Annotated in this window: 28 protein-coding genes; 19 read left to right on the top strand and 9 right to left on the bottom strand. The window is 63.2% G+C overall.

Annotated elements, in window-relative coordinates; genetic code table 11:
• Window positions 1–4 precede the first annotated feature (4 nt).
• Window positions 5–1,360 carry a diaminopimelate decarboxylase gene (gene lysA, locus Q5064_RS07425; RefSeq protein WP_302963481.1) on the bottom strand — a complete coding sequence of 452 codons (1,356 nt, stop codon included), beginning with the start codon at window positions 1,358–1,360 and terminating at the stop codon, window positions 5–7.
• Between the two features lie 543 nt (window positions 1,361–1,903).
• Between lysA and Q5064_RS07430 the strand changes: the two genes are divergently transcribed.
• The 5 genes from Q5064_RS07430 (at window position 1,904) to Q5064_RS07450 (ending at window position 6,425) form a co-directional block, all read left to right on the top strand.
• Window positions 1,904–2,299, top strand: coding sequence for a molybdenum cofactor biosynthesis protein MoaE (locus Q5064_RS07430; RefSeq protein WP_302963482.1), 396 nt, complete (start codon window positions 1,904–1,906; stop codon window positions 2,297–2,299).
• A 162-nt stretch (window positions 2,300–2,461) separates the two neighbouring features.
• Window positions 2,462–3,862, top strand: coding sequence for an ATP-binding protein (locus tag Q5064_RS07435; protein ID WP_302963484.1), 1,401 nt, complete (start codon window positions 2,462–2,464; stop codon window positions 3,860–3,862).
• A gap of 222 nt (window positions 3,863–4,084) precedes the next feature.
• Window positions 4,085–5,368, top strand: a complete 1,284-nt coding sequence (locus Q5064_RS07440; protein ID WP_302963486.1) for a homoserine dehydrogenase — start codon at window positions 4,085–4,087, stop codon at window positions 5,366–5,368.
• 86 nt (window positions 5,369–5,454) lie between these two features.
• Window positions 5,455–6,126, top strand: coding sequence for an HAD family phosphatase (locus Q5064_RS07445; RefSeq protein ID WP_302963489.1), 672 nt, complete (start codon window positions 5,455–5,457; stop codon window positions 6,124–6,126).
• 173 nt (window positions 6,127–6,299) lie between these two features.
• Window positions 6,300–6,425 (top strand): hypothetical protein, encoded by a 126-nt coding sequence (locus Q5064_RS07450; RefSeq protein WP_302963491.1) that lies wholly within the window; start codon window positions 6,300–6,302, stop codon window positions 6,423–6,425.
• Between the two features lie 106 nt (window positions 6,426–6,531).
• On the opposite strand, the gene Q5064_RS07455 is transcribed toward Q5064_RS07450, so the two are convergent.
• The 3 genes from Q5064_RS07455 to Q5064_RS07465 are packed head-to-tail and all read right to left on the bottom strand — an operon-like array spanning window position 6,532 to window position 8,520.
• Window positions 6,532–7,197 (bottom strand): hypothetical protein, encoded by a 666-nt coding sequence (locus Q5064_RS07455; protein ID WP_302963493.1) that lies wholly within the window; start codon window positions 7,195–7,197, stop codon window positions 6,532–6,534.
• Window positions 7,194–7,976 carry a hypothetical protein gene (locus Q5064_RS07460; RefSeq protein ID WP_302963496.1) on the bottom strand — a complete coding sequence of 261 codons (783 nt, stop codon included), beginning with the start codon at window positions 7,974–7,976 and terminating at the stop codon, window positions 7,194–7,196. Before Q5064_RS07460 ends, Q5064_RS07455 begins: the two co-directional genes overlap by 4 nt.
• On the bottom strand, window positions 7,969–8,520 hold the full coding sequence (locus Q5064_RS07465; protein ID WP_368389101.1) for an RNA polymerase sigma factor: 552 nt from the start codon (window positions 8,518–8,520) through the stop codon (window positions 7,969–7,971). Before Q5064_RS07465 ends, Q5064_RS07460 begins: the two co-directional genes overlap by 8 nt.
• A gap of 266 nt (window positions 8,521–8,786) precedes the next feature.
• On the opposite strand from Q5064_RS07465, the gene Q5064_RS07470 reads away from it, so the two are divergent.
• From Q5064_RS07470 to Q5064_RS07490, 5 genes are all read left to right on the top strand, one after another.
• Window positions 8,787–9,164 carry a hypothetical protein gene (locus Q5064_RS07470; protein WP_302963498.1) on the top strand — a complete coding sequence of 126 codons (378 nt, stop codon included), beginning with the start codon at window positions 8,787–8,789 and terminating at the stop codon, window positions 9,162–9,164.
• 194 nt (window positions 9,165–9,358) lie between these two features.
• Window positions 9,359–9,940 carry a hypothetical protein gene (locus Q5064_RS07475; RefSeq protein ID WP_302963500.1) on the top strand — a complete coding sequence of 194 codons (582 nt, stop codon included), beginning with the start codon at window positions 9,359–9,361 and terminating at the stop codon, window positions 9,938–9,940.
• Window positions 9,941–10,158: 218 nt separating this feature from the next.
• Window positions 10,159–10,548: a hypothetical protein gene (locus tag Q5064_RS07480; RefSeq protein ID WP_302963503.1), complete on the top strand. Its 390-nt coding sequence runs from the start codon at window positions 10,159–10,161 to the stop codon at window positions 10,546–10,548.
• A gap of 95 nt (window positions 10,549–10,643) precedes the next feature.
• Entirely contained in the window at window positions 10,644–11,339 is a 696-nt protein-coding gene (locus Q5064_RS07485; RefSeq protein WP_302963504.1) for a hypothetical protein, read from the top strand.
• A gap of 95 nt (window positions 11,340–11,434) precedes the next feature.
• The gene (locus Q5064_RS07490) at window positions 11,435–12,316 is read left to right on the top strand and encodes a spermidine synthase (RefSeq protein ID WP_302963508.1); all 882 of its coding nucleotides are present in this window, start codon (window positions 11,435–11,437) and stop codon (window positions 12,314–12,316) included.
• Window positions 12,317–12,351: 35 nt separating this feature from the next.
• Here the strand turns inward: Q5064_RS07490 and Q5064_RS07495 are convergent, their stop codons facing one another.
• The 3 genes from Q5064_RS07495 to Q5064_RS07505 form a co-directional block, all read right to left on the bottom strand.
• The gene (locus Q5064_RS07495; RefSeq protein WP_302963510.1) at window positions 12,352–13,707 is read right to left on the bottom strand and encodes a hypothetical protein; all 1,356 of its coding nucleotides are present in this window, start codon (window positions 13,705–13,707) and stop codon (window positions 12,352–12,354) included.
• Window positions 13,704–14,219, bottom strand: coding sequence for an RNA polymerase sigma factor (locus Q5064_RS07500; protein ID WP_302963511.1), 516 nt, complete (start codon window positions 14,217–14,219; stop codon window positions 13,704–13,706). Before Q5064_RS07500 ends, Q5064_RS07495 begins: the two co-directional genes overlap by 4 nt.
• Before the next feature lie 631 nt (window positions 14,220–14,850).
• Window positions 14,851–15,954 carry an ATP-binding protein gene (locus Q5064_RS07505; protein ID WP_302963513.1) on the bottom strand — a complete coding sequence of 368 codons (1,104 nt, stop codon included), beginning with the start codon at window positions 15,952–15,954 and terminating at the stop codon, window positions 14,851–14,853.
• A 274-nt stretch (window positions 15,955–16,228) separates the two neighbouring features.
• On the opposite strand from Q5064_RS07505, the gene Q5064_RS07510 reads away from it, so the two are divergent.
• The 5 genes from Q5064_RS07510 (at window position 16,229) to Q5064_RS07530 (ending at window position 22,378) form a co-directional block, all read left to right on the top strand.
• The gene (locus Q5064_RS07510; RefSeq protein ID WP_302963514.1) at window positions 16,229–17,770 is read left to right on the top strand and encodes a putative ABC transporter permease; all 1,542 of its coding nucleotides are present in this window, start codon (window positions 16,229–16,231) and stop codon (window positions 17,768–17,770) included.
• Window positions 17,771–18,104: 334 nt separating this feature from the next.
• The gene (locus Q5064_RS07515) at window positions 18,105–19,388 is read left to right on the top strand and encodes an O-acetylhomoserine aminocarboxypropyltransferase/cysteine synthase family protein (RefSeq protein WP_302963516.1); all 1,284 of its coding nucleotides are present in this window, start codon (window positions 18,105–18,107) and stop codon (window positions 19,386–19,388) included.
• A gap of 9 nt (window positions 19,389–19,397) precedes the next feature.
• Window positions 19,398–20,345 (top strand): homoserine O-succinyltransferase, encoded by a 948-nt coding sequence (metA, locus tag Q5064_RS07520; RefSeq protein WP_302963518.1) that lies wholly within the window; start codon window positions 19,398–19,400, stop codon window positions 20,343–20,345.
• Window positions 20,342–20,581, top strand: coding sequence for a hypothetical protein (locus Q5064_RS07525; protein ID WP_302963519.1), 240 nt, complete (start codon window positions 20,342–20,344; stop codon window positions 20,579–20,581). The genes metA and Q5064_RS07525 overlap by 4 nt, the downstream gene beginning before the upstream one ends.
• A 93-nt stretch (window positions 20,582–20,674) precedes the next feature.
• Window positions 20,675–22,378, top strand: coding sequence for a GNAT family N-acetyltransferase (locus tag Q5064_RS07530; protein WP_302963521.1), 1,704 nt, complete (start codon window positions 20,675–20,677; stop codon window positions 22,376–22,378).
• An 82-nt stretch (window positions 22,379–22,460) separates the two neighbouring features.
• Here Q5064_RS07530 and dtd read toward each other — a convergent pair whose 3' ends face one another.
• Window positions 22,461–22,907, bottom strand: a complete 447-nt coding sequence (dtd, locus tag Q5064_RS07535) for a D-aminoacyl-tRNA deacylase (protein ID WP_302963522.1) — start codon at window positions 22,905–22,907, stop codon at window positions 22,461–22,463.
• A 45-nt stretch (window positions 22,908–22,952) separates the two neighbouring features.
• On the bottom strand, window positions 22,953–23,819 hold the full coding sequence (locus tag Q5064_RS07540; RefSeq protein WP_302963524.1) for a ZIP family metal transporter: 867 nt from the start codon (window positions 23,817–23,819) through the stop codon (window positions 22,953–22,955).
• A 230-nt stretch (window positions 23,820–24,049) separates the two neighbouring features.
• Between Q5064_RS07540 and Q5064_RS07545 the strand changes: the two genes are divergently transcribed.
• The 4 genes from Q5064_RS07545 to rplM form a co-directional block, all read left to right on the top strand.
• Window positions 24,050–24,358, top strand: a complete 309-nt coding sequence (locus tag Q5064_RS07545; protein ID WP_302963526.1) for a hypothetical protein — start codon at window positions 24,050–24,052, stop codon at window positions 24,356–24,358.
• 202 nt (window positions 24,359–24,560) lie between these two features.
• Window positions 24,561–25,046 carry an RNA polymerase sigma factor gene (locus tag Q5064_RS07550; RefSeq protein WP_302963528.1) on the top strand — a complete coding sequence of 162 codons (486 nt, stop codon included), beginning with the start codon at window positions 24,561–24,563 and terminating at the stop codon, window positions 25,044–25,046.
• Window positions 25,043–25,930, top strand: coding sequence for a hypothetical protein (locus Q5064_RS07555; protein ID WP_302963531.1), 888 nt, complete (start codon window positions 25,043–25,045; stop codon window positions 25,928–25,930). The genes Q5064_RS07550 and Q5064_RS07555 overlap by 4 nt, the downstream gene beginning before the upstream one ends.
• A gap of 380 nt (window positions 25,931–26,310) precedes the next feature.
• Window positions 26,311–26,675 (top strand): 50S ribosomal protein L13 (gene rplM, locus Q5064_RS07560; protein WP_302963532.1); only part of this gene is annotated, 365 nt, incomplete at its 3' end.

Raw genomic sequence — 26,675 nt, forward strand, 5'->3', positions numbered from 1 at the left:
TGTCCTACAGGTCGCGCTGGTAGAGATCCTCGTAGGTCTCGCGGCGGGTGACCACGCGCGCCTCGCCGTCGCGCACGAACACCACGGCCGGGCGCGGCTGGCCGTTGTAGTTGCTGGCCATGGTCATGTTGTAGGCGCCGGTGCCGAACACGCACACGATATCGCCCAGCTCGGCCTTCTGCAGGGGCATGTCCACCACCACGGCGTCGCCGCTCTCGCAGTGCTTGCCGCACAGCGTGACGATCTCCTCGCGCGGCTGGGCCGCCTTGTTGGCGATGGTGGGCTCGTAGTCGGCGTGGTAGAGCGCTGTGCGGATGTTGTCGGACATGCCGCCGTCCACGGCCACGTACTTGCGGATGCCCGGCAGCGTCTTCAAAATGCCCACGGTGTACAGCGTCACGCCGGCGTTGGCCACCAGGCTGCGGCCCGGCTCCACCAAAAGGCGCGGCAGGGGCAGCCCGTGGCGCTCGCACAGGTCGCGCACTGCCGAGCAGGTGACCTCGGCGAAGTCGTCGATGGAAGAGGGGGCGTCGTCGGCCAGGTACGCGATGCCCAGGCCGCCGCCCAGATCCAGCTCCTCGATCACGTAGTCGTAGCGCTCGCGGATGCGCGCCATGAACTCCACCATGACCGCCGCCGCTTCGCGGAAGGAGTGCAGCGCGAAGATCTGCGAGCCGATGTGGCAGTGCAGGCCGGCCAGGCGCACGTTCTCGGCGGCCAGCACGTCGCCCACGCAGTTGAAGGCGAAGTCCTCGCGCATGGTGAAGCCGAACTTGGAATCCTCGCAGCCGGTGCGGATGTACTCGTGGGTGTCGGCCTCCACGCCGGGGGTGATGCGCATGTACACGTCCTGCACCACGCCGAGGCGTCCGGCGATCTCGTTCACGCGGGCCAGCTCGATGCGGGAATCCAGCACGATGCAGCCCACGCCGGCGCCGATGGCCTCCTCCAGCTCGCGCGGCGTCTTGTTGTTGCCGTGCACGAACACGCGCTCCATGGGGAAGCCCACGGCCTGGGCGCAGGCCAGCTCGCCGCCGCCGGACACATCCAGGCACAGCCCCTCGGCCTCGGCGATGCGCACCACTTCCTTGTTGAGGAACGCCTTCGACGCGTAGATGATGTCCGAGTTCTCGTAGCGGCTGCGGAAGGCCTCGCGGTAGGCCTCCATGCGGTGGCGCAGGTCGGCCTCGTCGAACACGTAGAGCGCGGTGCCCTCGTCGCAGGCGAGCTGAACCATGTCGACGCCGCCGATGAACAGGTGGTCGTCGCGCACCTCGGCGGTCTCGGGCAGCACGGCGCCCAGCTCCATGGTGGTGCGCATGTCGGGTTTCTTAGTGAGGTCGGAGGCAGGCAGGGCCATTTCCGCTTCCTTTCTTCTCGGGCATCAGGTATGTCTTTCGCCGAGCGCTCGCAGGCATCTCGGCGGGGGGGGGCATGTCTGCACCCATGTTTCTCTCGTGAATGGCCGTATCTTACCAGCCTGCCGGCTGCCTGCGTATGTCCGACTCGTTAAATCGCCCAACCGGTAATTGAGCGGCTTCACTGGAAGGCGAGACACGAAACCACCCAGCATCTCGCTCCGTTCACGCATCTTCGCTCGAGAGGCAGGCGTGTTCCAGCAATGTGCCCCATGCCCCCTTGTTAATTGAATGATAATAAGAAGGCAATAAGGAAGTGGCGAAGCTCACAGATCTGACCAGGTGTTTTTCCAAGAGGTGCGGGAGGGGCGCCCCGTTGTTGTTCTTCGGTGTTAATAAGAGGTGCTGCTGAAGAGCTTTGGAATTTAAGGAGCTGTTGATAGGGTGTGCAAGAGCGAGGGCTGGGTCGTGAAGCGACGGTTCTATGGTATGTTCTCGTCAGTGGATAATTGCTGCTGCGGTGGCGCCCGATGAAAGGAACCAACATGGCGAAGATCGAACCTTCCGTGGACCAGTGGCTGCGTGAGGCCAAGGCCGATCCGGCCGCGGCCCAGTGTGGCATGTTCCTCACCCATAACGGCGTGGTGCGCATTACGCCGAAGGCCCAGGTGCGCGAGGGCGTGGAAGGACTCGGCGAGGTGGTGGCCGTGGAATTCTCCTACGACGCCGAGGGCCTGGCTGCTGCTGAGGCCGAGGCGCTCACCTGGCCCGGCGTCTACTATGTGCGCACGTGGCTGAACGAGGGCCGCTGCGAGGTGGGCGATTCGCTCATGTACGTGCTCATCGGCGCCGACATCCGCCCCAACTGCATCGACGCCCTGCAGAAGCTCGTCGGCCACATCAAAAACGAGCTCGTCGTGGAGAAGGAGATCTTCGCGTAGAAGTCTTTGGCAGAGCGGAGGAGAAGCTTGGCGAACGGGCCTTCTCCCCGCCCTGATAGGCGGTTTCCTCTATAGATCTAAGTATTATACTTTTGAGTATAATACTTTGTAGTATAATATCTCTCCATCTCTAAGACCGTGCAGCGGAGGGGGCTTTTCGCCATGGAAACATTTGTCGACCGTGTTGAGGATATGGCCACATTGGAAGAGCAGTTTGCCAGCCGGCAGGCGGCTATGGTGGTCATCTACGGTCGTCGCCGCGTGGGCAAGACGGCTCTTATCGCTGAGTTTATGCGAGATAAGCGCGGCCTCTATTTTCTGGCAACAGAGGAATCGGAAGAACAGAATCGCGCCGCTTTTCAGCGGCAAGTGGCGGCGTTCCTCGACGATGATCTGCTCGCCCAGGCGCCCGTTGACAATTGGGATATCCTGTTCGACCGGCTTACGAAAACCGACGAGAGGCTCATCATCGCCCTGGACGAGTTCCAGTATCTCGGCAAGGCGAACCGCGCGTTTCCCTCGGTATTCCAGCGTATTTGGGATACGATGCTCGGCAAACGCAATGTGATGATCATTCTCTGCGGCTCGCTCATCTCTCTCATGGAGAGCCAAGTGCTGTCCTACAGCAGCCCGCTTTACGGGCGACGCACGGCCCAAATTCGCATGAAGCAGATACCCTTCCGGTTTTACGGCGACTTCTTTCCCGAGGGGGCTGCGTATCGCGATCTTGTCGAGCGCTATAGCGTTACGGGAGGCGTGCCCAAGTATATCGAGAGCTTTAGGAGCGCCCAGGATATTTACCGGGGCATCGCGAAGAGCGTGCTGAACTCCAACAGCTACTTGTACGACGAGCCCAATTTCCTTCTGTCCAAGGAAGTGAGCGAGGTAGGCACATATTTCTCCATTTTGCGGGCGGTAGCTATGGGAAACCGCAAAAGCGGTGACATTGCCGCAGCGCTGAACGTGAAGCAGACGGGCCTATCGAAGTACTTGAAAGTGCTCGAGCAGCTTGATGTGCTTGAGCGCGTGGTGCCGGTGACTGAGTTGAATCCCCAGAAGAGCAAGAAAGGGCTGTACCGTATTAAGGACAACTACCTGCGCTTCTGGTTCCGGTTCGTCTTTCCCCAGATGGGCCTTTTGGAGACTGGTCGCGGAGAGGAAGCGCTCAAGGCGATAAGAAGAAACTTCATCGACGGGCAAGTCGCCTACGTGTACGAGGACGTGTGCCGCGACCGCCTCTGGGACCTGGGCGCGCAGGGGGTGATTCCGTTCATGCCGAATCGTGTGGGTGCATGGTGGGGCGCCCGCGATGTGGAACTTGACGCGGTGGCCCTCAGCACGGAAGAAGGGCGAGTCTTGTTTGGCGAGTGCAAGTTCTGGACGAAGCCGGTGGGAGTTGGCGTGTTGGAGCATCTTGAGAAACAGGCGCAAAGAGCTTTAGATGACCCGGTTTTCGGTCCCTATAGGAGCGCGCCGACCTTTGCCGTTTTCAGCATTGGCGGGTTTACGGACGAGTTGCGGGCCCTCGCCGATGGGCGCGAGGATGTCTACCTCTTCGAGTGAACTGCCCGTTGCCGCGCCCGAACTGCATCGACGCCTTGCAGAAGCTCGTCGGCCACATCAAAAACGAGCTCGTCGTGGAAAAGGAGATCTTCGCGTAGCATCGCGAAGCCTCAGACGGCCGTGAATTACGGCCCTCTCCCCTGAGCCGTCGCGGCTTTTGCCCCGTGCGCCCTTATAATCGTCCGATCAGAGAGAACTTTCGCGCTCGGGAGAGGACGCAACATGGCAGTGAAGATCGGCTTGGTGGGCACCGGCACCGTGGGTGGCGGCTGCATCGACATTATCCAGAAGCACAAAGAGGCTTTCGCCCGCCATTATGGCGTTGAAATCGAGCTGGCCCAGGTGTGCTCACGGGATATCGCCCAGGCCGAGGCCCGCGGGGTGGCCGACATCTTCACCTACGACTTCCACGACATTCTGAGCAACCCGGAAATTGACATCGTGGTGGAGCTTATCGGCGGCACTACCGTGGCGCGCGAGGTGGTGCTGGGTGCGCTGGCTGCGGGCAAGGCCGTCGTCACGGCCAACAAGGCGCTCATGGCCACCCATGGCAAGGAAGTCATGGAAGCGGCCGAGGCAGCTGGCAAGGAACTGGCCTTCGAGGCCAGCGTGGGCGGCGGCATTCCCATCATCGACCCGCTGAAGCACTCGCTCATCGCCAACGAGATCACCTCGGTCATGGGCATCGTGAACGGCACCACCAACTACATGCTCACGCGCATGGCCGACAACGGCCTGTCCTACGAGGACGCGCTGGCCGAGGCCCAGGCCAAGGGCTTCGCCGAGGCCGACCCCACGGCCGATGTGGGCGGTTTCGACGCGGCCGCCAAGATCGCCATTCTGGCCTCCATCGCCTTCAACTCGCGCGTGACCTTGGACGACGTGTTCACCGACGGCATCACGAACATCAGCCCGGTGGACATCGATGCCGCCCGCGATATGGGCTACGTCATCAAGCTTCTGGCCATCGCGCACCGTCGCGAGGGCGGCGTGGACGTGCGCGTGCATCCCACCATGATCCCCGAGAGCCACCAGCTGGCCACGGTGAACGGCGTGTTCAACGCCATCTACGTGGTGGGCGACTTCGTGGGCGAGACCATGTTCTTCGGCGAAGGTGCCGGTGCCGGAGCGGCGGCCAGCGCGGTGATGGGCGACGTGCTGGAAGTGGCGCGCCACGTTCAGCAGGGCGTGGCCCCCATCGTGGGCTGCACCTGCACCGACGAGCTGCCCATCCTACCCATGGACGAGCTGGTCATGCGCTACTACCTGCGCTTCTCGGTGAGCGACCGCCCCGGCGTTCTGGAAACCATGGCGGGTGTGTTCGCGCGCCACAACATCTCGGTGAAGTCCATCGTGCAGCGCGGCCGCTCGGGCGCCGAGCGCGTGGACCAGGTGGTGGTCACCCATCGCTGCCGCGAGCGCGACATCCGCGAGGCGCTGGAAGAGGCCTTGGCGCTGGACAACGTGGTGCTGGACACCCCTTCGGTCATCCGCGTGGAAGAGTAGGAACGCGGGTAGGAACGCAGGCGAGAGACGATCGCAAATCCTAGGGGCGGGGTTTACCCCGCCCATTTTGTCGGAAGGAGCAGGCTGTGGCCGAGAACATAGGCGTTATCTTCGACTGCGACGGGACACTCGTGGATTCCATGGGCGCGTGGCACGACGTGGACCGCACGCTGGCGGCCGAGGCGGGCATTACGCTGACTAAGGAAGACGCCGACGCCATCACCACCATGTCGCTGCCCGAGGCGAGCGCCTACCTGCACGAGCGGTGCGGCCTGGGGGCCAGCAGCGAGGACGTGCTCGCCATGATCTTCGAGCGCATGCGCGCTTTCTACGCCAACGAGGTGGAAGCCCGGCCCGGGGCGCTCGCCTTCGTGCGGGGCCTTGCCGAGCGCGGCGTGCCCATGGCCGTGGCCTCCTCTACGCCGGCCGATATGCTGGCCATCTGCGTTGAGCGCTGCGGATTCGCCCCCTACATGAAGGCGGTCGTGTCGGTGGACGACCTGCGCACCAGCAAGCGCGAGCCGGCCGTTTACGACCACGCGCGCAGCTTCCTCGGCACCGACCGCGCCCACACCTGGGGCTTCGAGGACGCCGCCTATGCCCTGGACACCCTGCGGTCCGCGGGCTATCGCACCGGCGCCATCTACGACAACGATATCTCCGGTACCCGTGAGGCCCTGCTCGCCCGCGCCGACTTCCTCATCGCAAGCTGGGAAGACCTCACCGCCGACGAGTTCCTCGCGAAGGTCGGGGAATAGCCGCGCCGTAAAAGTATTCCTCATTCGGTATATTTTCTCTCCCCGCTAATCCGCAAGAAAAGTATTCCTCACTCGGAATATTTGTTGGCTCTTGCGCCCCTTTTCGGCAGCTTGGCGCAAAGCGACATTATTGTAAGGGACGCGCAACGGGGCGGTAAGGTGGGGCTGTCATAGTGGTCTCATCGAAAATGTTCCGCACGGAAAGGAGATCTACCATGATTGCCATCGTTGCCGGAGTCGCCCTGTTCGCCCTCGCCACCGCCGCCATGGCCGGCTGCATCGGGGCTGCCGCCCTGTAGGACGAAGCTAGGTCTTGGGGGCAAAGCTCTCTATCCGATGAAGGGCCTCACAGCTCGCGGAAGCTGCGAGGCCCCTTTGCTGGAAAGGTGTTGCCGGTTGCGGGCCTTACTTGTCGCCGAAGGTGAAGATTCCGATCTGCGTGGCGCCGTCCACGTCGTACACGGGAATGGAATCAGGTGCGTCTACGGCGCTGAACTGCTCGTAGAGGGCATAACCCTCAAGGCTGCTGTCGGCCACGATGGCAATGAGGTCGGGAATGGCTCCCGCCTCCACGTCTCCGTAGGTACCGTAAGTCTGGCCGCTGTTATTCACGGGAAGACCGGGAGATAGAGAGTAGCCCGCTGGTGATTGGTCACAGAAGTCTTTTCTTCCTCCACAGTTTACGTTGCCTCTTGATCGGTATCCCGCAGTCGGCCGAGAGATGGTGAGCTGGGCGGTGAGGGAGGAGGCCTGCGCGCGGTTGGATACCCACTGGCTTGAGGCAATGACGCTACCGAACAGGTTAGTCATGACCGCCTGAGCTTGCATGGTTCCGGCGGAAACGGAATTGCTTGCGGTGATTTTCGTATAGGCCGTTGGCTTTAATCCGGAATCAAGACCGGATGAGTAGGTGTACGTCACTGAACCGACAGTGGTTTTCTTGCTCCCACCCCAGGTGATCCCGTGAGCCAGTTTCGGCTGAAAGAGCACGGAGCCGCAGGCGATGATGCCGAGGCCCACGAAGGACCGCCGGCTGATGAGGGGCAGGTTTTCGAGCGTTGCTTGCTTCATGGGTGAACCTCTCTCGTCAAGGCGAATGGGGCGGAAAGACCATTGGATCGGTTGAGGTGGCGTCCTATGGAGTGGTAGTCGGGATAATCGCTGAAGTCGATAGAGTAGACATATTCTCTGTCTTCAGTTGTTGCGGTAAAACGAAGATCTCGTAGTTCATTGATGGTTTTTTGAGCGGTCTTGTCGGAGGTGCCTACGAGCTCTTCTCCTTCTAACTCGAACCGAGCGAAGGCCTCTTGGGCTATGGGAGTGTAGGCCACAAGCAGGAACTTCTTTGCCTCGGCGTGGCCAAAGTGCACCGATGTGGTCAGCTCGGCGCTGGAATCAATGAGGAGCCAGTCGACATCTTCGGGATAGAGGGAGATGCCGGCCGCATCTGGAATTGTAATAGTAGTCTCTTGGGCGTTGATTTCGGGGTCTACGAGCTCCACACGGAGAACCACAGCGTTCCCATGCCTGGTTTCTACCAATCCGTAGGACGGCCGTACGTCAAGGCGAATATTAGGACGGGCTGGCGCGTGGGCGATGGCTCGCTGGGCGGGCGCAAGCAAGGCTTCGGGGAGAGAGGTGGCGATGGTCGAACACCCCAGTGCTACAAGGAGGCAGGCGGCAACCTTGAGCCAGGGTAATGTGTGTTGCGATGGAAAGTCTCGCTTTTTCTCCGGGGCAGATTTCTCGTGCTCTGCTTGCAGTCGTCGGAGGATTTTCTGGGCGCTCTCGGGCCTCAACTTGCAGCGCTCCAACTCTGCTGCGTAGTATGTGGCGTCGCGCTTAAGCATGGGCCGATCCTTCCTTGCGTATCTTTTCTCTGAGAAATTTGCGGGCTCGGTGGAGCTTCACGTAGGCATTAGCCTCGCTGAGCCCTGTGGTTTTGGCGATGTCGGCTATGTCGCGTTCCTCGAAGTAGCGGAGGTTCACGATCTCCCGCAACCCGTCAGGCATCTCCTCCAAGTGCTCGAGCAGAAAATCCCGAGCCTCGTCTTCAGACTCCTCCATGGCGTGCAAAGTAAAAGCCCTCTGGTCGAGGGTTGCCACGGCGTTGTCGTCGAACTCCACGGTCGGATGGTTCGAAAGACGTCGAATGCGATTCTTGCAGAGATTGGATGCCACTTTGATCAGCCAATTCTCAAGATGTGTCTCGCTGGCGAATTCCTTTTTGGTGCGGCACAGCCTGAGAAAAGTCTCTTGCACGATGTCGTCTGCAACATCGCGCGATTGGAAATATCGCATGGCCAGCCAAGATATCCGATCTCCGTATTCGTTGAACGCCCGCTCGATGTCACGGACATTGTCGATAGCATCACCTCCAACGTCAAAGGGCAGATAATGTTGCGCAACGAGCCCTTATATAAGCCTTACCCCCGAGGTGGGCGATTTCTTACAGCGCACTGGAAATCTCCTCAGAAAATTTTCTCGACAGAGGCATGGGCAGATTCTTTAAAAGGGAAGACTAAAAACTTATGAAAAAGTTTATCAGATTTGTAAGAATTTCGCGCGCCCAAGTGTATGGCTCATCGAAGGGAAAATTTTCCGTTTTCTTCAAAGGGGCGGCGACGGCCGCCCAAGGCCGACGTAAGGGGTGAGCTCTCATGAGGAAGTGGAAGACCGTTTTCGGCATGGTCCTGGCCGCGCTCGCGGTCAGCGCGGCGCTTGGCGGCTGCGCCCAGGAGCAGGTGCAGCACCGCGACATCAACGGGGTCGATTTCCCCGTCAACGAGGCGGGCCAGACCTACGGCAGCGCCCTCGACGCCAATATCCCGGAGGGCTTCAGCGGGACGACGGAGGAGATGAAGGCCTTCTACCCCGACCTCATTCGGGCGCAGAACGCCGAGGGCGTCGAGGGCTACATCACCCTCGACGACTTTTTCGGGGAGGATCCCCCTTCTCCCGAAGCCGCTGTGCCCCGTACGCTCGACGGCGTGACGCTTTACGCCCAGGACGGAGAGACCATTCTGGGAACGATGTAATCTAATGAAAGGAGCTGGCGATGCAATCGATTTCGACGATGTTACGGAGACGGTGGCTGGCGATGAGCGCGCTCGCCATATCGCTTATAGCGTGCCTCGCTTTTGCGGGAGTCGCCTTTGCGGGAACCTCTGCGGGGCCTGTATACAAAACATATGATGGAAAGCAGTATGCGCTTACCACAACGTGCAGTGTCATGTCTGGAGTGGGCTGGGGGACAGGAAAGATCAGTACTTCGACGGCTGTGTCAAGTGGTTATCTTGCGGTGGAACTCAGGGTATACAAAGCGGGTGGAAGTTGCATATCAAAGAATAAATCCGTTTCTAACAAAAGCACTTCGACATGGTCCTCTATGGCTTCGGGCACTACTTCAACAAAGCAATATCAAGCAGCAGCGACGGGTTTCGTCTGGCGGCCCTCGTTGTCCGCGTACTCGTCTTTTGGGTCGGGCTTTACACCGTATGCGCGATCCGCTTCGATCGCCCCCCTTGCTCCGCTTGCCGCTTATGAGGTCAACGATGCTGGGCAAACATTCGGCAGCCTTTATATGAGGGACGCCTATGGAGCGGAGGCTCCAGATCTCATTCTTGTTGAAGGAGAGGCGGGAAAGGAAGGATACGTCTACGCATCTGATTTTGACGGAGAGGAACTTCCTGCTGATCCCGAAAAAGCGGCCGCCATTACTGGGAAAGACCCTGAATTTATTCCCGTTTATTTGGCGGATGGAGTAACTCAGATTGATGTTTTCAAGATTACATTCGATGGTGCGGCCGAATAGGGATGATCTATAGATAGGCCGGCCCGCATAGGCGGGCTGGCCTTGGCGCAAAGCATCTCAAGACCGCTGTTGCCAGCAGCAGGGTTGAGGCGAAGAACTTATAAAAAAGTTTATCAGGTTTGTAAGAATTTCGCGTGCTCGGGTGTATGGCTCATCGAAGGGAAAATTTCAAAGGGGCGGCGACGGCCGCCCAAGGCCGACGTAAGGGGTGAGCTCTCATGAGGAAGTGGAAGACCGTTTTCGGCATGGTCCTGGCCGCGCTCGCGGTCAGCGCGGCGCTTGGCGGCTGCGCCCAGGAGCAGGTGCAGCACCGCGACATCAACGGGGTCGATTTCCCCGTCAACGAGGCGGGCCAGACCTACGGCAGCGCCCTCGACGCCAATATCCCGGAGGGCTTCAGCGGGACGACGGAGGAGATGAAGGCCTTCTACCCCGACCTCATTCGGGCGCAGAACGCCGAGGGCGTCGAGGGCTACATCGCTCTTGACGACTTTTTCGGGGAGGATCCCCCTTCCCCCGAAGCTGGTGCAATGGGGGCCTATAACCACACGCTCGACGGTGTAACGCTGTACGCCCAGGACGGAAAGACCATTCTGGGAACGATGTAAATCAACGGAAGGCTGCTCGGCATTGACTTCAAAACCGTAGTCTGCGTGCGTGTCGAAGTGGTTTATTTTGCTGTGCTAGCGGGAAAGGGGACACCATGACGAAAAGCCTGACTGTGGGCGCGCGAGGAGCGATGACGCTGGCAGTGTGCCTCGCAATAGGGTGCACCGGCCTTGTGGGATGTGCGGGGCCGCAAGCGGGGGCGCCCGGTGAAGGCGATGCCACGTCGGTGAGCGTTCATGAGCCAGAGCTCGATCTGAACTCCATTTCGCCGCGCACCAACGACGATGGTTTGGTGTACGGGACGGGGGAGCAGGCTGAGCAGCCAGGAGCCAAAGTCGATTTGGTAGCCGTGCAGGCCACCAACGGGCGCACTGGGTATGCCTACTACAGCGAGTTGCTGGAGGCTGAAGGCGCTGGGGTTGTGGAAGACCCGGAGGAGGCCACCCAGCTTATGGAAACTCGAGAAGAGGAGAGCAACCGGGCTCTTGCCGAGCAGCTCACTCGCCTCCTGCCCGCTGGGATGGAAGTGACCCCCGATCAGGCGTCGACGTACTTGGATGCGGCGGTGCGTGGAGGCATTTCCGATCCAGAGGCAAGTGGGATCGAGGCGATGCGCCAGCAAGGTGTGGCCGATCTGGCCAAGGCGACGGGCATCCCCGAAGTCGACCTCGGGGCCGTTATCGATGACGCTTGCTACGAGGCGCAGATGCAGGTGTCGACATATGTTCCCGTGTACGAGAGCGACGGCAAGACCGAGATCGGCGAATTCGCTGTCGGCGGCTTGTCGTAGGCAACTCTTCTCTCGTCCGTGCAGTGCCATGCGGTGTCCCCGAAAGATCGCCCGCAGGTATAATAAGGCGGTGTTTCGAAAGCGGAAGGAGCTGCGTGCTGGCGGATTGGCTGGATAGGATGCGTGGCCGCACGGGCCGCCTGACGTTTCCCACGCGGTTCGGCGAGGCGGCGGTGTACGCCATGCCGGCGGCGGATGGCTCGCTCGTGCGCGTGCTGAACGTGGACGGCGTGCTGCAGTCGGCCACCTACACCGACGAGCGGTGGGCGCGCTGCCCTTTCGCGTACCTGCGGGCCTTCGACCACCTGTTCGAGGCCGAGCTGCCCTCGGCGACCTGCCCGCTGGCGGTGGAGCGCGTGCTCATGATCGGCGGTGCCGGGTTCGCCTACCCCAAGCAGCTGCTGGCCGATCATCCGGGCGCCAAGCTCGATGTCGTGGAGATAGACCCCGCTATGGTGCGGATCGCCCGCGAGCACTTCTTCCTGGATCGGCTCGAAGAACAGCTGGCCGCCGAGGGGCGCCCCGACGATCTGCGCATCTTCGTAGAGGACGGCGAGGATTTTCTGCGCCGGGCGGCCGCATCGGCCAGAAGTGCCGAGCTTGCGGACGGGGAGGGGGAGTCGGGAAGACGCGCGCCTGAGGGGGCCGAGGCCGGAGCTTCCGACCGCTACGACGTCATCATCAACGACGCTTTCGTGGGGCGCGATGCGGCGCCCTTCTTCGCGAGCGACGAGGGCATCGCCATGGCGCGGGCGTGCCTCGCTCCGGGCGGCCTGCTGATGGCCAACTGCGTGGTTGAGTTCACCGGCGATGCCATGTACCAGCTGTTCTCCCAGGTGGAGCGCTTGCGCGGCCATTTCGCCAACGTGTATGTCATCGACGCCTCCGACGAGGAGTTCGGCGGTGCCGACAACTACCTCGTCATCGCCACGGACGGCACCTACCCCTTCACGAACGTCATCCCCTACGGCGAGTAGGGCTGGCCTGGACGGATGCGGCTGGCCGCTGCGGCCTAATCGATGGAGTAAGGCTGCGAGAAGGCGGGCATGGGGGGCATAACCGTGTCGGCGTATTGGTTGGCGGGCTCGTCGGCGTAGGGGAAGGGCTCGGCTGTCTTGCTCAGCAGCACGCCGTAGGCGACATCGACGGCGGTGAGCTCCTTCGCAAAAAGCTCGTCAGCGTAATGCGTCAATAGAGGTGGCCTTTTTCCCAGGAAGGGTGTGGGATCCTTCTTGAAAAGCTCGTCGCTGTAGCGTCGCAGCGGCATGGCCGGCTCCGTTCCCTCGTCGTTCGCGACAACCGACTCGCGGTGCAACTCGATGACTTGGGTCTCGCAGCTGCCGTCATCGAAGGTGGCGGTGATGGTGAGGATGGTGCCGTCGAAGGGGTTTTCGGGCTGCGGCAGGGTGTCGGCGAAGTGATTGTCTGACATTTGCCCGATGGTTTTGGCGTCGGGAGAGGTCGCCAGGGCGAGTAGCCCGAATTGGATGTCGCGCGTGCCTACGCGGCCATCGTCCTCCTTGGAGAGGTCGATGACCGAGCCCATGCGCTTCATGCGGAACACGTCCTCGTGGGTATGGGCGCGGCCGGCGTCGTCCTTTTCCATCCGATCGTAGAAAGAGAGGGCGTCGCAGTCCTCGTAGCCAACCTGCGACCCCCGCCGCCGTGGGTCGAGTCCCTCGAGCCCCACCTTCAGCATTCCCTTCACGTCCCTGTCGATGCTCTGCAGATACAGTTCGCATCCAGAGGAATAGATCTGGATGCGCTGGATGTTCGCGCCTTCCAGGGTGAACGTCTCGGGGAGGAAGACGGCTGCGGTGATGGCGCCGCCCTCCTCGGGCCACAGGGTGTCGGCTCCCGATCCGCTGGCCCCGCTTGGGTAGAAGAGGGCAAAGGGAGCTTGCCCGAGAACGATGGGCTCTCCCCAGGGGTCGTTTTCTTCCTTGCCGTGCTCGGGCGCGGAAAGCTCCGTGCCATCGGCGGCGTAGGCTTTCAGGGCGAGACCGGGCGGCGCTGGTGTCGGCGAGTTGCTCTCGGCTTCGCTGTCGTCGGTCTGCGCGGCTGCCGGCGCCTCCTCCTGGGGGAGAGTTCCTCCAGGGGGATTCTCGTACTCGCCGCGGGACAACGCCACCGGCAGCGCTGCTACGAGGGCGAGCGCGGCCGCAGCGCAGGCGATGACCCGAGCTGCTCTGAGACGCAAGGGGTTGCGGCTGCCCACGGTACCGCAGCGGTTGCGGGCCCGCGCTGCGGCCGGCGCGGCGCCTTCTTGGACGGCATGGCCGATAATGCGGGCGGCCAGGTCGTCGGGAACGGGCGTGCTCTCGACGGCGGCGCGATAGGCGGGGCCGAAGCTGTCGCTGAAACTCATAGCAGGTCTCCTAGCTCTCGTTGGAGGATGGCGCGCCCACGCCGTAGGTGAGAACGTACGGTGGAGGGACGCTCCCCCATGACGTCGGCAATCTCGTCGCAGGTCATTTGCTCGAAGTGGAAGAGATGGATGGCGGTGCGCTGCTTCTCGGAGAGCTTTCCCATGGCATCGGCGACGGAATCCGCGAGGGTCTCTGCACAGACACGCTCGCCTGCGCTTTGAATCGACGCGTCGATGAGGGCGCTCTCGGCGGCTTTGCGCCCGCTCTCGCCGACGACAACGTGGCGGCGCCATGCCGAGCGGTGCAGGTCCTTGCAGCAGTTTATAGTCGTGCGCAGGAGCCATGCGCGCTCGTGCTCCGAGTCGTCGAACACGGGGGCGGCTCGGTAGAGCCGCAGGAACACCGTCTGGCAGACATCTTCCGCGTCGGCATGGCAGCGCAGCCGGCTGAGCGCGAGCCGATAGACCATCGGATGCTGGCGCAGGACGATATTCTCGAATTCCTCGTGCACGAAGCGACTCCTTCCCTTCTACAGGGTAATACGACGAGGCCCCCCAAATTGTTGCACGGGGAGGAAAACCGGCCAGTCTGCGCCGATGGCAGCTCGCGTTTTCATACCAGTCGCCTTCTGGCGAATGGAAAGGGTGCCCCGGGTGGGGCTCCTGGGTCGTGGCGCTTTCGTGGAATCGTGGGGCGGCGCGCAACAAAAGGGGCCGCCCATCCGTTTAAGAAGTAGGAAAGCGGAAGTGGCGAGAGGAGACGCCTGTGAACAAATTGAGCGACATCATGGCCGTGATGGGGCTGGCCGTCGTGTTCGTGTCCATCGCCCTGCTCATCGCCTGCTGGGGATAGGGCGAATTGCCGCATTCGGCAAAAAGCGGCGATATTTCCCGATTTCCGCCTCCCCGGCGGCCAAGCGCGGCAGAGGAGCACGACGCTTATGGCCCTGAACTGGGGTTTTGGAAAAGACGCTTTGTGAGATTGCTCGAAGACTGCACCGCTGTGGTGGAAATCGGGAAATAATGACGCAAAATCGGCGAGGGCGGCATGCGAGGCCGCCATCTCCAGGATGGTCGCGGGGTGAGGCGCCGTTCCGACGGGGACGCCAGCCCGGGAAGGACGTGGGGCGAAGCGCCGGCTCGCTAGAGGTCGAGCTCCCCGCGCAGGTGCGCGGCCAGGTAAGGCACCGCCATGCGCACGCGTCCGCGCCCCGCCGCCTCAATGGTGCCGCTGTCGATGAGCCGCTTCCGGTACTTCTGGGCATAGTCGGGTGTCACCGCCATACGTTCAGCGATAGCGCCCATGGACGACTCCTCCCCATCGCAGGCGAGGGCTGTTAGAAACTCGATGTCCTTTTCGGAGAGGGCGACCAGCGTGGTACGGCACACGTCGTTCTCGAAATCGGCCTGGGAGGTGGCGAGGGCGTCGGCGAGGCAGGATGTGGTCACCCTGCCGTCGGGCTGGGCGTAGCGCACAATGTTATGCCCCACGAGCTGAAGCAGATAGGGCGAGCCGGCCGTGAATTCTGCCGCGTCGCGGCGCAAGTCAGGGGCGACGGCGAGGCCGAGCTGCTCGAACGATTGGCGGTAGAAGGCGTCGATGTCGCCGAAGGCAAGGGGTTCGAGGGTTATTTTGGGTGCGCGGTTCAGGAACGTGAGAACCCTGTCGTTGAGTGTGGCCGATACGGCGCCAGGCAGTCCCGCCATGACAAGGGCAACGTTCAAGCCTTCGCCGACGAGTTCCTGGTAGGTGATGACGAGCTGCCTCAGCTCGGTGGAACTGGCTTGCAGCTCGTCGATGAGGAAGAGCACGCCCTTGCCCTTGCGTGTCAGTTCGCGGCACAGCTCGGTGAGCTGCTGTTGCCGGCTCTTTCCGCTTTCAGGCGCTTGCTGGAGCTGAAGTCCCGCGGAAAAGCCGAGGGCGCCGACGCTCCCGCCGCTCACCTGGCGTTTGGGGAAAGAGCCTGCATCGTCGGCGAGCTTCTCCACGATACGCGGCAAAAGATCCTCGGAGACGATGGTGGGGTTGGCGACGACGAATCCCGTCTTCCGCATGCGATCAGCTAGCTCCCAGAGAAGAACGGTCTTCCCACTTCCGCGTTGACCGAGCAAAAGAACGGCGCGGTCGCGGCTACCCGGCGCCGACCCAAGCCCTTCGACGATTCGGTTGATGAGCCCGTTTCGGCCGACGAGCATTGAGGGCCGATTCCCGAAGGAGGGAGCGAAAATGGTATCGCGCACGCTCATGCCGCTTTCCTTTCTTTCCTTATTTTTCCTTTCTTTCCTATTTTTTCCTTTTTTTCCTTTTCAGTCAAATAGTGGGGCCTATCCGTCGCAGCCCGGCGACTCCATGGCCTTGGCAACGAGATCGACTGGCGCCCCTCGGTTCGTTGGCTTGCTGTCAACCGGCTTGTAACGGGGGATTATCGGGTTGGCAGACGTTGGGCGCGCCGGTCATGGTTGCGTGTGTCTCTTCCTATACTGATGCTGGAATCGGCATCGGATGAGAAGGGAGACGGCCATGGGCGACGGGAAGCGCGCGCGGGACATCGAGCACGAAGTGGCCTCCGAGTTGGAGAAGGCCGGCGAGTACGTGCGGGCCGACGCCGCCGAGACGCGCCAGGAGTGGCACGACCAGCTGCACAACGACGGCGCGCAGCTGGCGGCCGATGTGGCCCGCGACAAGGAGAAGGTGCACGAGGTCCTTGATGATATGCGGCACCCCGAGCGCATAGCCGCAGCCGCTGAGGAGAAGATTGCCCAGGCCGCCGAGGATGCGCGCGAGGTGGCCCAGGCTGTGGAGCACCCGAGCGAGATCGTCGCCGAGGCCAAGCACGTGGTGGCCGAGAAGAAGGAGGCCTTCGACGAGACGACGGCCACCATCGCCGCCGAGTTCACGAGCCCCACCGACAAGAAGCGGCTGCCCGTGGTGCTGCGCGTGTTCGGCGTGCTGCTCATCGTGGGCTCCGGCGCGGCGCTGCCCGGCATCGGCAAGGCCATCTACCGCGCCGTGACCATGTTCGGATCCGGCGCCATGAGCGGCGAGGGCATCTCCACCATCGTGGTCACCTTCCTGCACCTGGCGGTGCTCGTGGCCCTGGCCGCGACCTTCATCGTCTTCGGCGTGCGGCTTCTGCGCAACCAGCGGCGTTGGGCGGCGCTTCTGTCCTATGGGTTGTACGTGCTGCTCATCTTGGGCGGCCTGTGCTCCATTATGCTCTCGGGCATGAGCATCGATCTTGTCTTCTACCTGGTCATGCTGGTGCTCACCATCGCGCTGCAGAGCTATCTTGACCCCACGCTTCTGGAAGAGCGCCGTGCCCACCGCAAGGCCCGCGAGCGCCGGGAGCACCAGGAGGGCGAGGACGGCACCCTCGGCCGCGACCCCACGGGCAAGGGCTACATCACACTGAACTTCTTCAACTTGTTCTGGATATTCGTGGTGGCCAGCGTGCTGGGGCTGCTCATGGAGGAGATCGTTCACTTCCTGTTCGTGGTGCCGGGTCAGTGGCAAGACCGCGCGGGACTTCTGTTCGGGCCGTTCTCGCCCATCTACGGCTGCGGCGCGGTGCTCATGACGGTGTTCCTCAACCGCTTCCACAAGAGCAACTGGATTGTCATCTTCCTCGTGGCGGCGGTCATCGGCGGCGGCTTCGAGGCGTTCACGAGCCTGTTCATGCAGTACGCGTTCGGCGCGGTGGCCTGGGATTACTCCAACATGCCCGGCTCGCTGTTCGGCGGTCGCACGAGCCTACCGTTCATGGCCTGCTGGGGTCTGCTCGGCGTGGTGTGGATCAAGCTGCTTCTGCCCTTCATGCTGCGGCTCGTGAACTTCATCCCGTGGAACTGGCGCTACGTGCTCACCGCGGTGGCGGCCTGCTTCATGCTGGTGGACGCCGTCATGACGCTGCAATCGCTCGACTGCTGGTACATGCGCCTGTCCCACGACCCGGTGGACACGCCCATCCAGCAGTTCTACGACCACGAGTTCGGCGACACCTACATGGCCGACCGCTTCCAAAGCATGACCATCCATCCGTCGGACGCCGTGCGCGGGAAGTAGGTGCGAAAAATGGCGCGAAATTGCGGAAATGGTGCAAGGCGCACGTCGTGAGTGCGCGTAGCGGTGAAGAAGGGCTTCAAAATGCCGTTTTTGGTACGGGAAAACGCGCTCAGTGAAGGAAATCGCGGTGGCTGTGCACCAAAAACGCCATTTTGCGCCACATTTGAGCTGATTGACTGACAGCGTCTTCTTCGCCCTGTGGCCGATGGGCGGCGGCGCTCGCGCCGGTGGCTTTCTATAATAGGGGACTGCGAAACGGAGAAGGAACCGCACGTCCGCCTGCGTCCCGCACTCCGGGCGGAGGCGACGCGCTACAACCACAGAAGGAGCCCCCATGACCGAATCCATTGGAACGACCTGCGTGCAGGGCGGCTGGCGCCCCGGCGACGGCGAGCCGCGCCAGGTGCCCATCTACCAGAACACCACCTGGAAGTACGACACCTCCGAGCACATGGGGCGCCTGTTCGACCTGGAGGAGGCCGGCTACTTCTACACGCGCCTGGCGAACCCCACCAACGATGCCGTGGCCGCGAAGATCGCCGAGCTGGAGGGCGGCACGGCGGCCATGCTCACCTCGTCGGGCCAGGCGGCGAACTTCTTCGCCGTGTTCAACATCGCCGGCGCGGGCGATCATGTGGTAGCGTCGTCGGCCATCTACGGGGGCACCTACAACCTGCTCGCCCACACCATGGGCCGCATGGGGCTGGAGTGCACCTTCGTGGACCCGCACTGCTCCGACGAGGAGTTGGCGGCGGCCTTCCGTCCCAACACCAAGTGCGTGTTCGGTGAGACCATCGCCAACCCCGCGCTTGCCGTGCTCGACATCGAGCGCTTCGCCGCGGCGGCCCACGCTCACGGGGTGCCGCTCATCGTGGACAACACCTTCCCCACGCCGGTGCTGTGCCGCCCCATCGAGTGGGGCGCCGACATCGTGACGCACTCCACCACCAAGTACATGGACGGCCACGGCGCCTCCGTCGGCGGTGTCATCGTGGATTCCGGCAACTTCGACTGGGCGGCCCATGCCGACAAGTTCCCTGGGCTGACCGAGCCTGACGAGAGCTACCACGGCGTGGTGTACACCGAGCGCTTCGGCCAGGGCGGCGCCTACATCACCAAGGCCACGGCCCAGCTCATGCGCGATCTGGGGTGCGCGCAGTCGCCGCAGAACGCCTTCCTCATCAACCTGGGGCTGGAGAGCCTGCATCTGCGCATGGCCCGGCATGCTGCCAACGGCCGCGCCATCGCCGAGCACTTGGCCGCGCACCCGAAGGTGTCCTGGGTGCGCCACCCGTCGCTTGAGGGCGATGCAGAAGCGGCCCTGGCGGCGAAGTATTTGCCCGAGGGCAGCTGCGGGGTGGTGAGCTTCGGCGTGGCCGGTGGGCGTGAGGCGGCCGAGACGTTCATGGCGAACCTGAAGCTGGCCCAGATCGCCACCCACGTGGCCGACGCGCGCACCTGCGTGCTGCACCCGGCCAACGCCACGCACCGCCAGATGAACGATGCCGAGCTGGAAGCGGCCGGCATCACCCCCGATCTCATCCGCCTGTCCTGCGGCATCGAGGACGCCGCCGACCTCATCGCCGACATCGATGCGGCCCTCGCCGCCGTAGAGTAGGGGGAAGCCGTGCCCATTCGCATCCCCGACGCGCTGCCCGCCACGGCGGCCCTTGAGAGCGAGAACATCTTCGTCATGACGGAACATCGCGCCATGCACCAGGACATTCGTCCGCTGCGTGTGCTGCTGTTGAACCTCATGCCCACCAAGATCACCACCGAGACGCAGATTCTGCGGCGGCTTTCCAACACGCCCATCCAGGTGGAGGTGGAGCTGCTGCAAACGGTGAGCCACGACGCGAAGAACACGGCCGCCGAGCATTTGGAGGCCTTCTACACCACCTTCGACGAGGTGCGCGACGAGCACTTCGACGGCCTCATCATCACGGGGGCGCCCGTGGAGAAGCTCGACTTCGAGGAAGTGGACTACTGGCCCGAGCTGTGCGAGATCATGGAGTGGTCGAAGACCCACGTGCATTCCACGTTCCACATCTGCTGGGGCGCCCAGGCCGGCATCTACTACCACTACGGGGTGCCCAAGCACGCGCTGCCTGAGAAGATGTTCGGCGTGTTCCCCCACACCCTGGCCAAGCGCACCTCGCCGCTCGTGCGCGGGTTCGACGATGTGTTCTTCGCGCCGCACTCGCGCTTCACCGAGGTGCGGGCCGCCGACATTGAGGCCCATCCCGATCTGGAGCTCATCGCCGTGTCCGACGAGGCCGGCGTGTACGTGGCGAAGTCCACCGACTCGCAGAACTTCTTCGTGTTCGGGCATCCCGAGTACGACCGCGAGACTCTGAAGGCCGAGTACGACCGCGACGTGGCCCGCGGCATGGACATGGCGCTGCCGGCCCACTACTTCCCCGGTGACGACCCGGCCGCCGAGCCGCCGGCCACGTGGTTCTCCCACGCTCAGCTGCTGTACACCAACTGGCTGAACTACTACGTGTACCAGACGACCCCCTACGACATCAGCCGCGCCGGCGAGCGCGACGGGGAAGAGGGGGCGTCGCGGTGAGCATCGATCCGACGCGCGACCCCCACGCGCGCATCGTGGTGAAGCCGCTGCCGAGCCAGGTGGCGGCCGCGAAGGCGAAGGCAGCGGAAGGTGCGGGGGCGGCGGGAGCCGTCGGCCGACCTGCGCCCGACGACCCCTTCCTGCGGGCGGAAAACGAGGACGACGACGGCTACGACCCCTATTCCGACCGCCCCGCCCCGCCCGAGCCGCTCTTTTCGGAAGACCCCTGGGCTTAAGGCGCCGGAATACTTCGCCCGCGCCCCTTTACGGGAATTGTGCAACCTGTCAAAATCGCCTTGGAAACTGGGTGCGACGGGAGGAGGGGCGCAATGGACGAGAAGCCGGAGGGCGCGAACGCGGCGCTCGCGGGTACAGCCGGCGCGAACTCAGCCGCGAATGCGATAGACGCGCAGGCGCCGGCGGAGAAGCCGGCCGCGAAAACGCCCGCGACAGGGGAGAGCCATGTGCTGCGCGGCATCGTGTTCGCGGCGCTCGGCGGCATCTGCTGGGGCTTCTCGGGCAACTGCGCCCAAATGCTCACGGCCGAGCTGGGCGTGCCGGTGCTGTGGATCACCGCCGTGCGCCTCACGGTGGCGGCCGTTATCTTTTTGGCTATCTGCCTGGTGCGCGAGCCGCGCCATCTGCTGGCGGCCCTGCGCGACGGGCGCAGCCTCGCCTACATCGCCGGGTTCGCCATCCTGGGCGTGCTGCTCACCCAGGTGAGCTACCTCTCGGCCATCGCCTACACCAACGCCGGCACCGGCACCGTGCTCGAGCGCACGGGCCTCGTGCTCATCATGGGATACGTGTGCCTGCGTACCCGGCGCCTGCCGCGTCCGCGCGAGGCGGCGGGGCTGGTGCTCGCCATCGGCGGCACGGTGCTCATCGCCACCCAGGGCGACTTTTCGCGGCTGGCCATCGCGCCGGCGGGCCTTGGCTGGGGCCTCGTGTCAGCCGTGGCGCTGGCCTTCTATACGCTGATGCCCGGCAAGCCCCTGGCGAAATGGGGCAGCTTCATCGTGACGGGTCTGGCCATGGCCATGGGCGGCACGGTGGCCATGGCCGGCGTGCAGCCGTGGACCCTCGGCGTGGAGGTAACGCCGGCGGTGGTGGGCGTCATGGCGCTCATGGTGCTCGTGGGCACCTTCGCCGCCTATCTGTTCTACCTGCAGGGCATCGCGGATGCGGGCCCGGTGCGCGCCGGTCTCGTCGGCTGCGTGGAGCCGGTGTCGGCTACCATTATCTCGGCGGTGTGGCTTGGCACCACGGTCACGCCGATGGACGTGCTCGGCTGCGCCATGATTGTGGTGATGGTGTTCCTCATCACCGAGCGCGAGAGCGAAGGCGGCGCCGATCATGCTGCGGAAGGCGGCAAGGGCGCCCCGCCCGGCCGCTATGACGGTGCCCGCGGCAACGTGCCCGTGTTCCAGGGGCGCGCGAGCGAGCTGGGCTATTACGCGGCCCGGGTGGCCACGCGCGAGGATGTGCCGCGGCTGCAGCAGCTTCTGGCCGACGGGCGCCGCACCATGGCGAAGCTCGGCGTGAAGGAGGGCACGAAGCGCTATCCCTCGTCGCGCCGTCTCTTGCGCGCGGTGGATGCCGGCAGCGTGTACGTGGTGGTGAGCAATCCCGCGTGGCTCGGCGTGGATGAGGGCGATACGGCGCCAGAGCCGAAGGGCGAAAGCCGCATCATCGGCATGTTCGACGTGGACGTGGAAGGCGACGCGGCCTACGAGGAGGGCCGCGGCCTTACCTGGATTACCGAGGGCGACGGCAACTACGGGGCGCTGCACTGGGTGAACGTGGAGCCGTCGGCGCGCCGCTGCGGTGTGGGCGCCTACATTCTGGGAACCGCCCAGCGCATCGCCCGCGACGCCGGCTGCCACAATCTGTGCTGCGACGTGTACGAGGCCAACGTCCCCATGCGCGACCTGCTCGTCCGCGAGGGCTGGACCGTCGCCGGCACCATCGCCCTGCGCGACTGGCACGGACATGAGTCCCACCGCCTCATCTACGAGAAGCTCTACTGGTAGGGCCCTAAAATGGCGCCCGGTATCGCGGCTGCCGGACGGCTTGTCGAAGGACGGCTCGCAGTCGCCGCTCTCGCCACCGGCCCTACAGGTTGTCGGTGTCGAGACAGAGGGTGAAGGGGCCTCGGTTCACCAGGCTCACGTCCATCATGGCGCCGAAGACGCCGGTGTCCACGCGGGGCACGTCGCGCCGGGCGAGGGAGACGAAGTACTCGTAGAGCCGATCGGCCTCGGCGGGCGCGGCGGCGTCGGTGAAGGAGGGACGGTTGCCCTTTCGGCAGTTGGCGAAGAGCGTGAACTGGCTGACGACGAGCACCTCGCCTTCCACGTCGGCCAAGCTCAGGTTGGTCTTGCCGTTTTCGTCCTCGAGCACGCGCATCTTGCGGATCTTCTCCCAGAGCCGCTCCGCCTGCGCCTCGCTGTCGCCGTGGCCCACGCCCAAAAGGATCAGGTACCCGCGCCCGATACGGCCGACGACGTTCCCTTCCACGCTCACGCTGGCTTCGCTTACACACTGCACTACAGCTCGCATAGGGGGTCCTTTCGGGGCGGACGGCGCCGCAGGGCGACGGGGTTTCTAGAAGAAGATCATGAGCATGCCCAGCGCCAGGCCGACCATGACGGCGAAGGCGGGCAGCTTGCTGCGGTAGATGAGGTAGCTCTCGGGCATGATCTCGCCGAACACCACATACAGCATGGCGCCCGAGGCGAAACCGAGCGACAGGGTGAGGCCCAAAGGCCCGATGTCGCCCAGCCAGAAGCCGAGCCATGCGCCGAGCACCGTGGGCAGCCCGCAGGCCGCCGTGAGCAGCGTGGCCTTCACGCGCCCGGTACCGCCCGAGATGAGCGGCACGGCCACGGCCATGCCCTCGGGGATGTTGTGCAGGCCGATGAGTACGGCCATGATCATGCCGGTGCCCCACATAAGGTCGCTCGACACGGCGAAGCTCGCGCCGATGGTCATGCCCTCGGGGATGTTGTGCAGCGCGATGGCGCAGGCCATCACGATGCCGGCCACGAACAGCGACAGCCGCGAGTCGTGGTGGCGCTTGTGCATGTTCAGGTGGTCGGCGTGCACCAGCTCGTCGATGTCGTCGTGGGTGTCGGGATGCGCCGCGTCGGCGGTGTGCGACACCTCGGCCCGCGTCTTGCGGTCGATGAGGTGGTTCAGCAGATACACCACGGCCACGCCCAGGGCCACGGCCAGAATCACCAGCAGCACCCCGTGCTCGTAGATCTGGTTGGCGGCCTCCTCGGCCTCGGCCAGAAGATCGAAGCACACCATGGCGGTCATCACGCCGCCGGCGAAGGCCAGAAGCAGGCTGATGGTGCGGTTGGACTCGCTCTTGAACAGGGCGCCGATAAGGCCGCCGAGCCCCGTGCCCCCGGCACCGGAGATGAGCGTGACCAACGTGATGAACGCGAACGGCGACATTGCTTCCATAGTATGCAGGCTTCCTTACACCCCAAGGTTTCACACAGCGCCCACCATTGTGCGCCAACCCGCGCGCCTGCGGAAGCGCCTCCCGCCCAAACGTTAGTCGGAGGTAACATATCCCGCGGTAACGGCGGCCGCACGAACGGGCTGCCGGCGGAAGGGGAAAGAAGGCAGGGGATATAATCAACGGCAGGTCACCCATTCCGAGGGTGCCCGATATGGGAAGGAGGCTGGCCATGAGCGAAGGAAAGTCGGAGCGGAGAGGTCTTCTGTGGTGGATCGAGCATGAGAACACCAACGAGTTCTGGAGTGCGAGAAATCCCTGGCTTGTCATCGCAGTTGTCGCAACGGCGATCATTGTGCTCTGCATGGTCGGGATGCATTTCTGGGGTTTGCCTCGCGAGGTGGCAGATGTGACGGTAAATATAGTCTTTTACGGCTATCTGGCCGCACTCTTTTTCTGCGAGGTGAAGACCGGCCGTCGGGTCGCGGCCCTCGGCGTTGCAGCCATCGCGGCGTTCAGCCTCCTCCTCTGGGGAATGTGAGCTCTTAGAGGTTGCTGGCATCCGGGTAGAGGGTGAAAGGCCCTCGGTTCGCCAGCGCTTCCTCGGGGCTGCGCGGCCGACGATTGCGCGGTATGCTGCCCAGCCATTTCAGATTTTCGCTTGAGAGCGAAAACAAACGCCTTGCTGAAACGTGTTGTAGGGTGAAGGTGAAGATTGCGGCAGCGAAGGGTGGAGCGAGGCGATGGTGGAAGAAGATCGCATCGAGAGACTTGCGCGGGAGTACGGGCGTATGCTGGTACGCTTGGCGGCTACCCGCCTCGATTCCGTTGCCGACGCCGAGGATGCGGTGCAAGATGTGTTCTGCACGCTCATGTCGAAAAAGCTCGTGTTCGCGGATCCCGAACACGAGAAGGCGTGGCTCATTCGCTCGACACTCAATCGGACAAGCGATGTGCGCCGGCGCAAATCGCGACTCAACGTTCCGCTTGACGAGGCCCGCGCGGTTGCGGATGATGCGACCGAGGCCGAGCAGCGCGGTCGGGAGATGCTTGCCTGCATAAGGGCGCTTCCCGAGAAGTATGCCGTAGTGCTTCACCTTCACTATTACGAAGGCTACAGCCTCCGCGAAATGAGCGCCATGCTCGGCGTGCCCTCGGCGACGGTGGGTACGCGGCTGGCTCGTGGTCGTGATCGGCTGAAAACCCTGCTTGAGGAGGAATCGCTATGAATTGGAACGACTACCGCATTGCCATCGACGAGCTACCTGTTTCCGATGATTTCGAGCAGCGAACCTGTGCGGCTATGCGAAAGGCGTGCGGGTCCCAAGGCATCGCCGGGCCAGCGGAACGAAGGTCTCGCCGTCTGCCCCGCTTGAGTGCGATGGGTGCTTTCGGCAAGGTGGCCGCTGTGGCTGCCGTGTGCCTGGCGCTTTCGGGGACGGCCTACGCAATCGTCTCCTTCGAGGATTTGGCCGGCATTGCCGATAGCGCCGATCAGGGGCGGGTGGCCGAGCTGTTTCAGCGGGGGGAGGGCGTGCGCATCGAAGAGACCCAGCACGTCGGCGATTTCGACATCACCTTGCTCGGCCTAACATCGGGAGAAGCTCTCATGCCGTTAACGGAGGGAGCAGACAGCGCACGAACCTATGCCGTGCTGAGCTTGGCCCGCTCCGACGGCTCGTCGATAGACGACGACTACCTCCGGCAGTCGGCTGAACGCTTCTGCGAAAACAGCGAGGTGGCGGAAGACGGAAGCATGCTAATAGACGCGGCGTCTTTTCCCAAAGACGAGAGCTTTTTCTCCGCTGACCAGTTCGTTTTCGAGCTGCTCGACTTCACGCCTCTGGCCGTAAGCAGCGATGGGGCCATAGCGGGTAGGGGCGAGACGGGTGTCGTGGATTACGCGGAAAATGGCGTCGTTTACTTCGTCGTCGATATGCCCGAATACCAGGACGGCACCCCTGTTGGCTACCTCGCCGTATGGCCTGAAGCCGTTATCGGGAGCGATCTGCCCGGCAATCGGCTGAGCGACCGTCTTGTGCTGGATGCGCAGGGCGCCCCCGCTTTCGCCGAGGGCAACGCCGGGGTTCTCTTCAAGCTGCCGCAGGCTTAGGCGATAGGCCGGACCAGATGCGAGTGGCCCGCATCTACGAGTGGGCTTATGCCTCTTATCGGGAAAGTTTTGACGATTGTGGGTATTCGCCGACTTCCTCCGTTGACATATACGCGCGGGCGGGTGAGAATGCAAAAGTTCGCTTTCAAAAGCCCCGTAAACGCACGAGCTTGAGGAAACGCACCCGCCGAGGGTTGTCCAGGCCCGAAGCACCGCGTGCTGGCGTAGGAAACCGGCATCCAAGGGCTGTGCACTTTTGAAAACAAACACCTCTGGAAGACGGTTCCGCGCTTCCAGGCGAGGCGGCCCCGCGCCGCAGCGCTCGGGAGGAGCGGAGGCTTCACCCGTCGGACAGAACCTGCAAGTTAATGGAGGAAACAGTGAAGACGTATCATGCAAAGCCCGGTGAGGTTGAGCGCGAGTGGGTCATCATCGACGCTGAGGACCAGGTCCTCGGTCGCGTGGCCACCGCTGCCGCTCAGATTCTGAAGGGCAAGCACAAGCCGCAGTACACCCCCCATGTGGACACCGGCGACTTTGTCATCATCATCAATGCTGACAAGATCAAGGTCACCGGCACCAAGGCTGCCACCAAGACCTACTACCGTCACAGCGGGTTCCCGGGTGGGCTCAAGCAGGAGACGTTCACCGAGGCCATGGCCAAGCACCCCGAGCGCGTGATCGAGCATGCCGTGAAGGGCATGCTGCCGAAGAACACGCTGGGCCGTGCGATGGGCAAGAAGCT

It is taken from the genome of uncultured Adlercreutzia sp. (assembly GCF_958431955.1).
Taxonomy (GTDB): Bacteria; Actinomycetota; Coriobacteriia; order Coriobacteriales; family Eggerthellaceae; genus Adlercreutzia.